We start from the raw sequence: 13,212 nt of genomic DNA on the forward strand, positions 1-13,212 counted from the left end.
CGATGCGCCGACTGTTGGCCAACCGTCTCGTCGTTGCCACCGGCGTGATCGTCGTGGCGTTGTCGCTTCTATTCGCGTATCTGCGGGTCGGTTCGCTGCATTAGGGCCCGGTTACGCCAAAGACGGGCTCGCGGCGCGCTTTTCCTCATGCTCGAAGGTTGAATCGATATGCCCTACTTTTTTGGAATTGGTCTTCACGTTTTCATCGCGATCTTTTTCGCCGTCCACGCGATGCGCAATAACCAGGGCATCTACTGGCTATTCATTCTGTTTGCTTTTCCGCTGCTCGGCAGTGTCGTGTACTTCTTCGCGATCTATCTGCCGGGTCTGCGCCACTCGCGCGGCGCGCGGGTGGCCACGCAGGCGATCACGCAATTCGTCGATCCGAATCGCGCGCTGCGTGAAGCGCGCGCCGATTTCGACCGCGCGCCGACCGTGCAGCATCGGATGCGGCTCGGCGAGGCCTTGCTCGCGGCCGGCAATCCGCGCGAAGCGCTCGAACATTTCCAGACCGCGGCGAACGGCCCATTTGCAAACGATCCTGCGCTGCTGCTCGGTCTCGCGCGCTCGCAGTTCGCGCTCGGCGACTACACGGCCGCGGATGCGACCTTGGCGGATCTGTTCTCGGTCAATCCGCGGGCACGCAACCAGGGCGAGCCGGCGCTGCTGAACGCGCGCACGCTGGCCGCGCGGAATGCGCCGGGCGCACGCGCGGCATTCGAACAGGCGCTGACCTGCGCGACCGACGTCGCGCCGCGCTGCCTGTTCGCCGACTGGCTCGCCGCGCAACCGGAAGATGCGGACCGCCGCCGCGCCGGCGCGCTCTATGCGGAAATCGTGCAGGACGCCAAACATTGGCCGCGCCACGCGCGCGAGCATAATCGCGAGTGGTTGCAACGGGCGCAGGCGGCGTTGGCGGCCGGCGCGGCTCGAACGTGAGCAAGCCGAGGAGAACTTCGATGCGACGCACGACCCGGTCTTTTGCTTCGGCGCTGTGCGCCGCGTTTGCGGCGATTGCATTCGGTGCCGGTGGCGCTTCGACTTCCGCGCAGGCTGCTGGCATGGACAAGCAGTTCGAATGGCCCGCGTCGTTCGTCGTGCTCGGCGATGGCTATCCGCACTCGGGCGATGCATGTCGGCGGCTCGGCGAGTCGGCCGCGACCGTGAACTATCTCGACCATATGGCGATGCTGGTCGGCTGTCCGGGCTCGCGCGACAGCGCCGCCGTGCGCGCGATCGTCGGGCATCAGCGGCACGCGCGCGTGGTCGGCGAAGCGGAAGGCGTGACGCTGATTTCGATTTCGACTGAAAGCGCTCAGGCCGGCTCGCAGAACGGCCACGGGCCCGTGAAGGAATCGCCTATCAGCGCGAGCGGCACGTTGCCGTGCGAGCGTGGCAACGGACAGACCAAAACGATGTGCAAGTTCGGCGTCGTGCATCACAGTGATCGATCGACTACGGTCGTGGTCTACTGGCCCGACGGCACGACGCGGGCGATTTTCTTCGGCGTCGACGGCCGGGTAGTCGGCACGGCCGTGTCCGCGAGCGATCGGCCGATGCCCGGCGACACGCTGACGCGCAAGCATGCCGGCATCAATCTGATTTCAGTTGGCAATGAGCGCTACGAAGTCGAGGACACGGTTCTGTCCGGCGGTTGAATTGCGTTGAAGCACATCGGCGCAAGCCATCCGCGGTCGAACGCCTGATTCGACGCGCGTCACGATTATTTCTATCCCCTTCGCTTCTCGGTAATGTCCCCGCGACGCTGACGCTGAACCAGGACGGCACGGAATCGCTCACCGTACAGAACGGCAGCAAAACGACCACCGTACCGGTCCTCAACGGCTTCGCGACGATCACGCTGCCCGGCACCTCCGGCGCCTTGACCGTTCAGTTGGCGCAACCGCCAACCGCCTTGACCGCGCAGGCGCCGACGCAGCAACTGACGATCGGCAACGACTTGCCCGCGCTTACCGGCACGCCGGCCCAACTCGCTCTCGTTACGACGAACGGCGTGCAGATTCCTGCTCTCGGCACCTTGGCCGGCCAGGCCTATCGCAAACGTTTCGGCACGATGAACCAGTCGAACGGCGGCACCGCCGTGCCCGCCACCGACATCTCCGGCGTAAATCGCGGCGCCGCGATGGTCACGAGCACGAATGGTTCGGCCGTGTCGAACATTCACGAAGTGATCCGTGTGCAGGGCGGCCAGTCGTACACGTTCACCGACTACGTGCTCGCCACCACCAACGCGACGGTGTTCCCCGGCGGCTCGATCCAGACCGACGACCCGAGCGGCACCGAGTTCGGCTGGGTGCTGAACACCAACACCGGCGCGATCGTGCGCGGCACATGGGGCGCGGGGCAAGCGACGGCGCTAAGCGCGGTGAAATCCGGCAACTGGTGGAAAGTGACGATGACGCTGACGGCACCGGCGGGATCGAACAACGCGCAGGTATTCATCGATCCGCCGACGTCGAGCAGCGCAGGCGTGCGCTCGCAGCAGGCCGCGTATCTGAGCGCGACGCACTACTGCCCGAGCCTCGCGATCCTGAGCGGCGCGAAGTCGTAAGCACGGTCAGCGCCACGCAGTTATCGATGATTCGTTGACGCGTCGCGCAATCGAAGGCACACTCGCTCACTATGCAAGCCCTCAAGTACCGCCCGACTGCAAAGCATCATCATGCGCATGCCCGCGTGGGACTGCCTGTGGGGACTCGCATACGCATACGCCTCTAGACATCATTCGCAGCGACATGCGCCAGAAAGCCCCGCCGGCAACGACGGGGCTTTTTGTTTTCCACGACCTTTTCCGCTCATCGAACGAAGGATTGCCGCCATGACACAGGAAGCACAGACGCCTGCCGTATCGAAGCCCTTTGCGACGCCCATCGATCTATACCGCGTGCTTGCACGCGTATGGGCCGGCGATACGTCGAGCCCCACGCACGCGTGGTCGTCGACGAATCCCGCGCAGAATCATTGCAGCGTTACGTCTCTGATCATGCAAGACTATTTCGGTGGCGAGATTCTGACGACGCGTACGTCGGGGGGCACGCACTTCTACAGCCTGATCGACAGCAGCAGATGGGATCTGACGGTCAGCCAGTTTGCCGAGCCGATTCCATTCGACGATACGCGTTCGAGTCGTGAGGCGGCGTTCGCTGATACGTCGCGGGAGAAATACGAACTGCTGAAGTCGAGGCTCGCGCAAAGCCAGCTGAAATAAACGCTCAATCAAACACGCGTGGCCGAACTGCATCGATACGCGGTTGGCCACGCCATGTCACTTCAACCAATCACTTCCTGCTTCCCCGGAATGCCTTGCCCGCGCAACGAACACCCGCGCGTTTCAGGCACGTAGACCAACGCAATCGCCCCCACGACGCACGCGGCCATCATGTAATAAGCGGGCACCAGCGCATTGCCCGTATGCGCGACCAGCCATTCGTTCGCCATCGGCGCCGTGCCGCCGAAAATCGACGTCGACACGTTATACGCAATCGCCATCCCCGCGTAACGGACCTGGGTCGGAAACATCGCGGGGAACATCGCGGAGATGCTGGCCAGTTGCGGCACGTACAACAGCCCGAGCACCGCAAAGCCGATGAACGCGCCCGCCACGCCGAGCTTCATCAGCAGGAACATCGGAATCGCCGCGACGAACAGGCCAATCAGCGAAAACCACCAGACGTTCTTGCGTCCCACGCGATCCGAGAACGTGCCCGCGAACGGCAGAAACACCATCATCGCGAGCATGCCGATCAGCGGTACGAGCAGGGACATGTTGTCGCTCATGCCGAGCTGCTTCTGCATGAAAGTCGGCATATAGGCGAGCAGCACGTAGTTGACGATATTCAAAGCAACCACGAGTCCACCGAGTTGGATCAGCGGTTTCCAATAGTCGCGCAGCAATGCCTTCAGCGTGACGCAGCTATGCTGCTCCTTGTGCATCGTTTGTTCGAGTTCGCGAAAGACCGGCGTGTCTTCGAGCCTGGAGCGCAGATAGAAACCGATCAGGCCGAGCGGCGCTGCAATCAGAAACGGCAGACGCCATCCCCACGCATGCATTGCCGTGTTGCCGAGCACGACGGAGCAGCCGAGCATCAGAAACGCACCGAGCGAGAAGCCCGACAGCGTCGCGAATTCGAGGAAGCTGCCACAAAAGCCGCGCTTATTGTCCGGCGCGTATTCGGCCATGAAAGTCGCCGCGCCGCCATATTCGCCGCCCGTCGAAAAGCCCTGGATCATCCGCAGAACGACGAGGATAACCGGTGCCCACCAGCCGATGCTCGCGTAAGTCGGCACGAGTCCGACCAGCAGCGTTGCGACCGACATCAGGATGATCGTCAACGCGAGCACGTGCTTGCGGCCGAGGCGATCGCCGAGCGGCCCCCAGAACAGGCCGCCAAGCGGACGCACGAGAAACGAAATGGCGAACGTCGCGAGCGCGAACAACGTGGCCTGCGCGGTGCTGCCGGGAAACAACGCGGCCGAAATATAGCTCAGGCCGTAGGCGTAAATACCGTAGTCGAACCACTCGGTCGCGTTTCCGAGTGCCGACGCCGCGATTGCGCGTCGCAGCAAGCTGCGCGCCTGCGGTTGCGCGCTCTGCGCGGTCCATGAATGTGCGTAGTGCATGTCTTCTCCTGGGATGTTTCTATGCGACACAGGCAACGTCGCCCGAATCCACGATACCGGCGACCCGCGCCTGCAACGATGTTCTAGGACGATGCAGGCATCGGGGTTTTCCATAAAGCCTGCAACGGCTGCGGTAATCCGTACGCGTGCGTCGGCGGCGCGTCGCGCGCGTTCGGGAAAAACAACATGATTGGCGTCGCGCAGTGCTCTCAGCGCATCAGCAACGGCAGCGTCATCAAACGACCCTGCTGTGGCCTCGCCTCGTTCTCGCCGCAAAGGTCGAGCGCGCGCCTCTCGGCCGACTCACGGCTCTCGCCCTTCGTCAGCATCGGCGCGAGCGTCACGTTGTCGAGCACGCTCTTGTGCGGAAACAGATTGAAGTGCTGAAACACCATGCCGATCTTCTCGCGCATCTTTTGCAGATGCCGTTCGTTCGCGGGCACCATCTGGCCGCCGCGCGGCATATGGAACAACTGTTCGCCGTCCACTTCGATATGACCGCCGTCGATCGTCTCCAGCGTCATCAGGATGCGCAGGATCGTCGTCTTGCCCGATCCCGACGGACCGATTAGCGCGAGCTTCTCGCCGGGCATCACGTCGAGCGACAGTTCGTCGAGCACGGTCAGCGCGCCATATCGTTTCGTGATCCGGTCGAGCCGGATCAATGGCTTGCTCGCCGGGCTTTCGTCTCGGCGCGCCGGTGTGCTTGCGGGGGCGACCGCGCGCTCCTCGGATGAATGACTCGCCGGGGCGATGCCTGAAGCGCTCAGCAAATCGGTGACTCGCGCGGTGTTCATATCGATTCGATCCCGTTCGTCGTACGTGTGGTGCGAACCAGAATACGCAGCCATATTTGCGATCCAGATTGCTCTAGAACAATTCTTTTCTACATGCGGAGAGGGGCGGCGCAGCGTGCACTGCAACAAACATCCAGCGTCCGTCGATAACGTCGCGAACATTGAACTAGCACATTCAGCGGCGTTTTTTCGCGGCATTAGACTGCGGCGAGAGATACCCGTGGCGCCGCATTCTCGTGCACCGCGCGCCACTTCCCGCAACGACGTCACGCTCAGAGAGAGGGGAAGATGTCAGATACGACGCTACACGAATCGCGAATTGAGGCGCCCGTCGTGCGCCTGCCGTTCGAACGCGACGAATACGCCGCGCGTCTCGCGAAAACGCGCAAGGCCATGCAGGCGTCCGGCATCGAACTATTGATCGTGTCGGACCCGACCAATATGGCCTGGCTCACCGGCTATGACGGCTGGTCGTTTTACGTGCATCAGTGCGTGCTGCTCGCGCTGGATGGCGAGCCGGTCTGGTTCGGTCGCGGTCAGGACGCGAACGGTGCCAAGCGCACCGTCTTCATGCAGCACGATCAGATCGTCGGCTATCCGGATCATTACGTGCAATCCACCGCGCGTCATCCGATGGACTACCTCGCGCGCGACGTGATCGCCGCACGCGGCTGGGCCAACGCGAAGATCGGCGTCGAAATGGACAACTACTATTTCAGCGCCGCCGCTTATCGCTCGCTCGTCGCGCATCTGCCGGACGCGAAATGGCAGGACGCAACCGGCCTCGTCAATTGGCAACGCGCGGTCAAATCCGCGCGCGAGATCGAGTACATGCGCGTGGCCGCGCGCATCGTCGAGAAGATGCACGCGCACATCGTCGAGCGAATCGAGCCGGGCATGCGCAAGAATGACCTCGTCGCGGAGATCTACTCGGCAGGCATTACCGGCATCGACGGTTATGGCGGCGACTATCCGGCGATCGTGCCGCTGCTGCCGACCGGCGCCGACGCGGCCGCCCCGCATTTGACCTGGGACGACACGCCGTTCGCGAAGGACGCCGGCACGTTCTTCGAAATTGCCGGCTGCTTCAAGCGTTATCACTGCCCGCAGTCGCGCACCGTGTACCTCGGCAAGCCGCCGAAGCATTTCATCGAAGGCGAACGCGCGGTGGTCGAAGGGATCGAAGCCGGGCTCGCCGCGGCGAAACCCGGCAATACCTGCGAGGACATCGCCAATGCATTCTTCGCGGTGCTGCATAAATACGGCATCGAGAAGAACAGCCGCTGCGGCTATCCGATCGGCGCGAGCTATCCGCCGGACTGGGGCGAGCGCACGATGAGCCTGCGCCCTGGGGACAAGACCGTCCTCGAACCCGGCATGACGTTTCACTTCATGCCGGGCCTGTGGCTCGACGACTGGGGCCTCGAAATCACCGAGAGCATTCTGATTACGCGGACCGGCGTCGAGCCCTTTTGCAAGACGCCACGCAAGCTGTTCGTCAAACCGTGATTGCGCGGGCGTCGTGCCCGCGTGAACTCGCGGAGCACGACGCCCGTTTCAACGAAAGGGGAAACATGCTTCCGAAAACGATGAAGGCCGTCGTGCTGACCGCGCACGGCGGCCTCGACAAACTGGTCTATCGCGACGACGTGCCGGTGCCCTCGTGCGCGGCTGGCGAGGTACTGATCGACGTCACCGCATGCGGTCTCAACAATACCGACGTGTGGGTCCGCCAGGGCGCCTACGGCACCGACGACGATCCGCAAGCGGTGTCGACGTGGCGACGCGGCCGCTCGACGCTGACGTTTCCGCGCATTCAGGGCGCGGATATCGTCGGACGCGTGGTCGCGGTGAGTCGCGGCGTCAGCGACGCGCGTATCGGCGAGCGCGTGATCGTCGACGCGTCGATCTACAACCGCGACGACGACAGCCTCGCCGATATCGACTACATCGGCCACGGCCGCGACGGCGGCTACGCCGAATACACGGCCGTGCCCGCGGAAAACGCGCATCGGGTCGACTGCACCTATTCCGACGCCGAACTCGCCACGTTCTGGTGCGCTTATCACACCGGCGAGCAGATGATCGAGCGCGCGGCCGTCAAGCACGGCGAAACGGTGCTGATTACCGGCGCGTCCGGCGGTGTCGGCTCGGCCATCATCCAGCTATGCCGCGCGCGCGGCGCGATTCCGTATGCGGTGGTCAGCAAGGGTAAGGAAGAGGCCGTGCTAGCGCTCGGCGCGCAAGGGGTGATGCTGCGCGACAGCGGCGATTTCGTCGGGGACGTCGAACGGATGACCGAGGGGCGGGCCGTCGATGTAGTCGCCGATCTTGTCGGCGGGGCGCTGTTCGGCAAGCTGTTGAACGTGTTGCGGCCTGAGGGACGATATACGACCGCGGGCGCGATCGCGGGGCCGGTCGTGCAGCTCGATCTGCGCACGATGTATCTGAAGCAGTTGCAGTTGAATGGATCGTCGCAGGGCACGCGCGGTGCGTTCAAACGCGTGCTGGACTATATTCAGAACGGGACGATCCGCCCGGTTCTGGCGGCGACTTATCCGCTGTCGAAGTTTCACGACGCGCAGACGCGGTTCATGGAGAAGCGCTTTGTGGGGAATATCGTTGTGATTCCGGATCGGCATTATGGCGAGGAGGCCGCGGATTAGTTTTCGGTAACTCCCGGTGCAATCGGAACATGCGAGCCCGCCCAGCAAGGCGGGCTTTTTTTTCGCGCTTGGCAAGTACTGGAATTGTGAAAACCTGTCAAAGCGGCTTTATCTCAATTTAAAACCGTTGACCTTGTCGTGATTTTGATGGTTAATTCCTCGACTGTGTTCTGAACAATCAGCAGAGGTCAAATGGAACAACGGAAACAGGATGAAACCGGGGACAAGGAAGAGTGCCAGCTTTGCCGCATCACCTATTCAATCTACTCAAACTTCCCGACAATGCCGTCGGCAATGGCGCTGAACGCCGAAACCGGCGAGTGGTTTCCGTTCGATAGTCTGAAGTCCTGTGCAACCGGTTACGAGATGGCCGAAGCCCTGGGTTACGCATGGGCATGCGATTGTCGCGGACGCGCCCCTGATGCCGTGCAGAAAAAAGGCCCGATATCGCTCGACGGCGCAACGCCCCGGTCGGTGCTTCCGCAGTCGTCCATCTGTCTCGAATGCATGATCCACGCTGCCGGGCAAGGCGCGATGACCCTGGAGCGCTGATGATCCCCGCCTCGGTCAATGAACAGCTTCGCAAGAACGGGGAACGGCACTTCAGTGGCCACGTGCTGGCGCTGGTGGACGGTATCCAGTACCAGCAGCATACCGGCCAGCAACTGATGCCCGAAAACGATAGGACGGTTTCGCTGTTCGCGGGCACGAGCGACATGGCACTCGCACACGCGGGGCCGTGGCTGTTTGATCCGAAGACGACGCCCGATCATCTTGCGGAGCTGCGCGAACTCGAACAGGCCCGCCCTGGCGTGATCTGGCTGATCACCTCAGAGACCCTGGAAAGGCAGGCCGCAAAGCTGCGCCCACACCTGAGTATCCGAATACCGGACGGACGATCCGCCCTGCTGCGCTTCTGGGACCCCAGGGTGTTGCATGCGCTCAATGTGGTATGCCACGGTAAGAGCGAGCGCGAGCTTTTCAGGTCTGCCGACGCGTGGCACTACCTCAACGAAGGACGACGGTTCACCATCAACGACAATGGAATTTACTGAAGGACAATGGGCGCTTCTGAAAGACTACGAAGACCGTAACTATGTGGACTTTATCCGTGGTCATATCGTGCGAGACTATCCCGCGCTGGCCAATGATCCGACCTTGCGCGACCGGCTTAATGCGGCCTTCGCGCAAACCAAGGTACTCCGCTTTACGCGTGACGTGCCGATAGTCGATTTCCTGTATGCGGAAGCCACCACGCCGGGGTTTTACTCGCTTCCGGCGGTCACGGCATGGCTGCACAAATCAGGCGTTCCGGCTGAACAGCAATTCGAAATGCTGCTACAGGCGACGGGTAAAAGACAACAGGAAATGAAGGAGAAACGCTGATGGGTATTCCATTCCCGGCGACGCTCGCACGCGCAGCAAACGCAATGGCGCAGGCAATGCCTATGCCTGTTCCGGTCCCCACCACCGCACCGTCTGCTGGTCCTGCGGGCAGCAGCGGCACTGGCGCGGGTGCAGACGGCGGATGGGGCGAACTGCCGCGTGACCGGAGCCGCGAACGAGAAAGACCGTGCAAGTGCCCGCCTGAAAAGAGCGGTGAAAAAGTGCGGCGAAACCACAATATGAATCCCAAGCCGCGACGTTACCAGGCCCGCATAACAGCGTTTGAGTATGGGATAGTCGCGGACGGAAATGGCAAGGAGACCAGCCAGGGCTGGAGCATGGAGTGGAGTTGGCTCGGCACAGACTTCGATGGGTTTCAGCCCTCCCAATGTCTCTTGCAGGAAGCCAAGGGGAACTATGACCAATTTATCGGAGGGAATGATAAGCCAAAGCCGTTTTTCGCGGGCTTCAAGAAAATGGCGGACCAGATAATAGACCAAGGGGCTAAAGTGCGCGCCAATCCCCCGGCAAGGCTAATGTGGTATTTCCAGACCCCAAAGACGAGGCAATATATGCTTTCGACGCTTCGGATCGCCGGAGTGCCGTCTGTCAATCAACCTTGATTCAATCATGAATCTATTCGCACAACATCGTGATAGCGGCGCCGTTTCCTCTTCGGCCTTTGAATTTCACATTCGCCGGCTGCGACTTCTTGTTGATTTAATCTCACAAAAAGACAGCACCTTGGCTAATTGGTATATTCAAGCTGATACGATCGTGGAGGCGTTGCAGTGCAACGTCTACGAGAACAATGAGCCATCTAAGGCCGCGATTCTCGCATTGTCCAATGAATACAAAAATGTAAGTCAGAGCGCGACAAAATCGATCGGAATTTGGAATGGCACCGAATCAGAGGAAGAAGGAGCCACCGCTTACGTTTCGTTCGATGGCGGGGGGGAAATTTCCCAAATGATTGATCTGGAGATGAGTGAGAAAAATTGTCACTCATCTAGATTGGGCGATTACAAATCCGTTGCTGAAGTTATAGCGAGAACGGTAGGAATTTATGAGTCGCTTTATGTGACGTTTGGACCGCGTAAGTACGCTACTGAAGCTGTTTTCGACGACCGCCCAGGCGTAAGCTGGATGCTCTACCTGCCGCACGTTCTCACGCTGGCCCAGGTGCCAGAAGCGCGCGCCCTGATTCAGGTCGTGCGCGACGGAGGACAACAAGGCACGATCATCGTCAGCGTGACGGATGAAGTCTTTGACGTGAACAACCGGGAGCATGTCAAGGCGGCAAACGATATCGAAATCCGCCTCGCCGATCAGAACCTGTTGCCGCGTTTCGTTGATCTCTGAGTCCGGCTTGCTACCCCGATGGTTTCCGCAGGATCGGCTTCGGTCGTATTCGACCGGTTACGCAATGGCCAAAGCCCTGGGTTACGCATGGGCGTGCGATTGTCGCGGGCGCGCGCAACAAGCGGACGACGTTAGCATGGCACGCTCGCAATATGGCAGCAGCCCGCCCATACCGCAGAATCTGGGCAATGCCCAGCCGTTCGAGTATTCTGACACTTCGACAGGCGGAGATGTGACGATCCTTGGTGCACGCGGTGTGGCGAACGGCAAGAGATCGAGTGCGAGATGGAATATGAGCGCAATATGATCGCGTGCAAGATGCTGTCAAAAACATACGGCGGCGATTTGAGAACTCGCTTTGCGTGCGAGCAACGTGCTTTTGAAACATACAACCAGTGCAGAGGCTATTGATGGTCCGAGACCTTGCTGTCGTCTTTATCTACGACGACGACACGAATACGCTCAAAATGAGCAACGTGTCGCGTCGTGCTATTCAATCAACCCTGGATCGGGCGATGTTCCTCGATATTCCTGAAGCACCGGAAACTCCATTGGATGACGAATCGGCCCGCAAGCTTGGAGCGATGGCACTTCGATGTCTAGGCGAAGCGCATCCGGATCTGGCCGCGCGACTGAATCTTTCAGCGCCAAAGTAGCTGTTCTTGCGATCTCAGGTCGCGCTATTTTTCGGCCTTTTCGTTCTGTCGATCTATTATGTCCACCCATACCCCTATCCGTGGACGGAAAGCGAGGCGCTCGCATGGTGGCGTGCTTCGGATTCTATATTTCGTAGTGTGGATGACTATTGAATTGATCGTGGCAGCGCTTGCCTACGTGACGATCATCAAGCTATGGCGGTACTACCGCACGAAGCAAATAAAAACCCCGACCGCATGACAAGACAGCAGCCGGGGTTCTCTTTCACCTCACTTGATCAAAGCGAAGCAGCCGGCGCAAACACCTGCGACGCCACCTCATCCACCGCCTCGCGCGTCAGCTTCACGATCTCGTCCACGTCGCCGCGCGACGTCACCAGCGGCGGCGCAAAGCCGAGAATGTCGCCGTGCGGCATCGCCCGCGCGATCAGTCCGCGCTGCATCGCGGCAGCGGACACACGCGGCCCGACCTTCAGCGCCGCATCGAACGGCGTGCGGACATCCTTGTCGGCCATGAACTCCAGCGCGGCCAGCATGCCCACGCCGCGCACTTCGCCGACGAGCGGATGCGAGTCGAACGCCGCATGCAATTGCTCCAGCAGATAAGCGCCGGTTTGCGCCGCATTCTGCATCAGGTTCTCGCGTTCGAGAATATCGAGGTTGGCGAGCGCCGCCGCCGCGCAGATCGGATGGCCCGAATAGGTCCAGCCATGCCCCAACGCACCCGATTCCTGCGATGCCTTATCGATCACGTCCCATACGCCTTCGCTGACGATCACGCCGGACAGCGGCGCGTAAGCACTCGTCAAACCCTTCGCGACAGTGATCAGATCGGGTTGAATGCCGTAGTGCTGCGCACCCATCTTCGAGCCGAGCCGGCCGAAACCGCACACCACTTCGTCGCAGATCAACAGGATGTCGTGCTTCTTCAGCACCTGCTGGATCGCGGGCCAGTAACCGGCCGGCGGCGGTACGATGCCGCCCGTGCCCATCACCGGTTCGCCGATAAAGGCCGCGATCGTATCGGCGCCTTCGCGCGCGATCAGTTTTTCGAGTTCGTCGACGCAGTACGCGACGAACTGCGTTTCGTTCATACCGGCCGGCGCGCGACGATACCAGTGCGGACACACGGTATGCTTGACGCGCTCGATCGGCAGATCGAAGAACTGGTGGAAGCTCGGCAATCCCGTGAGACTGCCGGTGACGATGCCCGAGCCGTGATAGCCGCGCTCGCGCGAAATGATCTTCTTCTTGTTCGGGCGGCCCTTCACATTGTTGTAGTACCAGACGAGCTTGATCTGCGTTTCGTTCGCGTCCGAACCGGACATGCCGTAGTACACCTTCTTCATGCCCTGCGGCGACCAGTCGATGATGCGCGACGACAGTTCGATGATCGTATCGGTCGAGTGGCCGACATACGTGTGGTAATACGCGAGCTTCTTCGCCTGCTCGTAAATCGCTTCGGCCACTTCGGTGCGGCCGTAGCCGATGTTCACGCAATAAAGGCCGGCAAATGCATCGATAAAAGTCTCGCCTTGATGGTCTTCGATACGGATGCCTTTCGCGCCGGTCACGATCCGGCCCGGCAGCGCGCCGCTCGCGTGATCGTGCGCGTGCGTCGACGGATGCATGAAGTGCGCGCGATCGGCGCTAAGCAGTTGATCGAATTGAGTCATGGGTCGCTCCTTCGTGTGATGTCTGGAT

General features: G+C 61.0%; 15 protein-coding genes and 1 pseudogene. 13 read left to right on the top strand and 3 right to left on the bottom strand.

Annotated features, from left to right (window positions below; all coding sequences use genetic code 11):
* The first annotated feature begins 168 nt into the window (after positions 1–168).
* From F6X39_RS06860 to F6X39_RS06875, 4 genes are all read left to right on the top strand, one after another.
* Positions 169–939 carry a tetratricopeptide repeat protein gene (locus F6X39_RS06860; protein ID WP_187616060.1) on the top strand — a complete coding sequence of 257 codons (771 nt, stop codon included), beginning with the start codon at positions 169–171 and terminating at the stop codon, positions 937–939.
* A 20-nt stretch (positions 940–959) separates the two neighbouring features.
* Positions 960–1,658: a hypothetical protein gene (locus F6X39_RS06865; RefSeq protein ID WP_187616061.1), complete on the top strand. Its 699-nt coding sequence runs from the start codon at positions 960–962 to the stop codon at positions 1,656–1,658.
* The gene (locus F6X39_RS06870) at positions 1,655–2,572 is read left to right on the top strand and encodes a hypothetical protein (RefSeq protein ID WP_262413550.1); all 918 of its coding nucleotides are present in this window, start codon (positions 1,655–1,657) and stop codon (positions 2,570–2,572) included. Before F6X39_RS06865 ends, F6X39_RS06870 begins: the two co-directional genes overlap by 4 nt.
* A gap of 267 nt (positions 2,573–2,839) precedes the next feature.
* Positions 2,840–3,229, top strand: coding sequence for a hypothetical protein (locus F6X39_RS06875; protein WP_187616062.1), 390 nt, complete (start codon positions 2,840–2,842; stop codon positions 3,227–3,229).
* A gap of 62 nt (positions 3,230–3,291) precedes the next feature.
* On the opposite strand, the gene F6X39_RS06880 is transcribed toward F6X39_RS06875, so the two are convergent.
* Positions 3,292–4,641 (bottom strand): MFS transporter, encoded by a 1,350-nt coding sequence (locus F6X39_RS06880; protein ID WP_187616063.1) that lies wholly within the window; start codon positions 4,639–4,641, stop codon positions 3,292–3,294.
* Between the two features lie 209 nt (positions 4,642–4,850).
* Positions 4,851–5,438: an ATP-binding cassette domain-containing protein gene (locus tag F6X39_RS06885; protein WP_262413553.1), complete on the bottom strand. Its 588-nt coding sequence runs from the start codon at positions 5,436–5,438 to the stop codon at positions 4,851–4,853.
* A gap of 288 nt (positions 5,439–5,726) precedes the next feature.
* Here F6X39_RS06885 and doeA point away from each other — a divergent pair, with 288 nt between their 5' ends.
* The 9 genes and pseudogenes from doeA (at position 5,727) to F6X39_RS36620 (ending at position 11,749) form a co-directional block, all read left to right on the top strand.
* Entirely contained in the window at positions 5,727–6,947 is a 1,221-nt protein-coding gene (gene doeA, locus F6X39_RS06890; protein WP_187616064.1) for an ectoine hydrolase DoeA, read from the top strand.
* 65 nt (positions 6,948–7,012) lie between these two features.
* On the top strand, positions 7,013–8,104 hold the full coding sequence (locus F6X39_RS06895; protein WP_187616065.1) for an alcohol dehydrogenase family protein: 1,092 nt from the start codon (positions 7,013–7,015) through the stop codon (positions 8,102–8,104).
* 192 nt (positions 8,105–8,296) lie between these two features.
* Positions 8,297–8,656, top strand: coding sequence for a hypothetical protein (locus tag F6X39_RS36615; RefSeq protein ID WP_262413556.1), 360 nt, complete (start codon positions 8,297–8,299; stop codon positions 8,654–8,656).
* A complete protein-coding gene (locus F6X39_RS06905; RefSeq protein WP_184040040.1) occupies positions 8,656–9,159 on the top strand; it encodes a DUF4123 domain-containing protein in 504 nt (167 codons plus the stop codon). The genes F6X39_RS36615 and F6X39_RS06905 overlap by 1 nt, the downstream gene beginning before the upstream one ends.
* The gene (locus tag F6X39_RS06910; protein WP_184056866.1) at positions 9,146–9,490 is read left to right on the top strand and encodes a hypothetical protein; all 345 of its coding nucleotides are present in this window, start codon (positions 9,146–9,148) and stop codon (positions 9,488–9,490) included. Before F6X39_RS06905 ends, F6X39_RS06910 begins: the two co-directional genes overlap by 14 nt.
* Positions 9,490–10,113, top strand: coding sequence for a restriction endonuclease fold toxin 5 domain-containing protein (locus F6X39_RS06915; protein WP_262413558.1), 624 nt, complete (start codon positions 9,490–9,492; stop codon positions 10,111–10,113). The genes F6X39_RS06910 and F6X39_RS06915 overlap by 1 nt, the downstream gene beginning before the upstream one ends.
* Positions 10,114–10,120: 7 nt before the next feature.
* Positions 10,121–10,852 carry an immunity 52 family protein gene (locus tag F6X39_RS06920; protein ID WP_184055001.1) on the top strand — a complete coding sequence of 244 codons (732 nt, stop codon included), beginning with the start codon at positions 10,121–10,123 and terminating at the stop codon, positions 10,850–10,852.
* 410 nt (positions 10,853–11,262) lie between these two features.
* Positions 11,263–11,508 (top strand): hypothetical protein, encoded by a 246-nt coding sequence (locus F6X39_RS06925; RefSeq protein WP_187616066.1) that lies wholly within the window; start codon positions 11,263–11,265, stop codon positions 11,506–11,508.
* A pseudogene (locus F6X39_RS36620) lies at positions 11,509–11,749 on the top strand (hypothetical protein).
* A gap of 37 nt (positions 11,750–11,786) precedes the next feature.
* Here the strand turns inward: F6X39_RS36620 and F6X39_RS06930 are convergent.
* Positions 11,787–13,184: an aspartate aminotransferase family protein gene (locus tag F6X39_RS06930; protein ID WP_187616067.1), complete on the bottom strand. Its 1,398-nt coding sequence runs from the start codon at positions 13,182–13,184 to the stop codon at positions 11,787–11,789.
* Between the last annotated feature and the right edge of the window lie 28 nt (positions 13,185–13,212).

It is taken from the genome of Paraburkholderia sp. UCT2 (assembly GCF_014397665.1).
Taxonomy (GTDB): Bacteria; Pseudomonadota; Gammaproteobacteria; order Burkholderiales; family Burkholderiaceae; genus Paraburkholderia; species Paraburkholderia tuberum.

Coding starts and splice junctions, on each gene's coding strand:
- F6X39_RS06860 (WP_187616060.1), top strand. CDS start 169: ATGCCCTACTTTTTTGGAATTGGTCTTCACGTTTTCATCGCGATCTTT.
- F6X39_RS06895 (WP_187616065.1), top strand. CDS start 7,013: ATGCTTCCGAAAACGATGAAGGCCGTCGTGCTGACCGCGCACGGCGGC.
- F6X39_RS36615 (WP_262413556.1), top strand. CDS start 8,297: ATGGAACAACGGAAACAGGATGAAACCGGGGACAAGGAAGAGTGCCAG.
- doeA (WP_187616064.1), top strand. CDS start 5,727: ATGTCAGATACGACGCTACACGAATCGCGAATTGAGGCGCCCGTCGTG.
- F6X39_RS06875 (WP_187616062.1), top strand. CDS start 2,840: ATGACACAGGAAGCACAGACGCCTGCCGTATCGAAGCCCTTTGCGACG.
- F6X39_RS06915 (WP_262413558.1), top strand. CDS start 9,490: ATGGGTATTCCATTCCCGGCGACGCTCGCACGCGCAGCAAACGCAATG.
- F6X39_RS06910 (WP_184056866.1), top strand. CDS start 9,146: ATGGAATTTACTGAAGGACAATGGGCGCTTCTGAAAGACTACGAAGAC.
- F6X39_RS06925 (WP_187616066.1), top strand. CDS start 11,263: ATGGTCCGAGACCTTGCTGTCGTCTTTATCTACGACGACGACACGAAT.
- F6X39_RS06920 (WP_184055001.1), top strand. CDS start 10,121: ATGAATCTATTCGCACAACATCGTGATAGCGGCGCCGTTTCCTCTTCG.
- F6X39_RS06885 (WP_262413553.1), bottom strand. CDS start 5,438: ATGAACACCGCGCGAGTCACCGATTTGCTGAGCGCTTCAGGCATCGCC.
- F6X39_RS06930 (WP_187616067.1), bottom strand. CDS start 13,184: ATGACTCAATTCGATCAACTGCTTAGCGCCGATCGCGCGCACTTCATG.
- F6X39_RS06905 (WP_184040040.1), top strand. CDS start 8,656: ATGATCCCCGCCTCGGTCAATGAACAGCTTCGCAAGAACGGGGAACGG.
- F6X39_RS06880 (WP_187616063.1), bottom strand. CDS start 4,641: ATGCACTACGCACATTCATGGACCGCGCAGAGCGCGCAACCGCAGGCG.
- F6X39_RS06865 (WP_187616061.1), top strand. CDS start 960: ATGCGACGCACGACCCGGTCTTTTGCTTCGGCGCTGTGCGCCGCGTTT.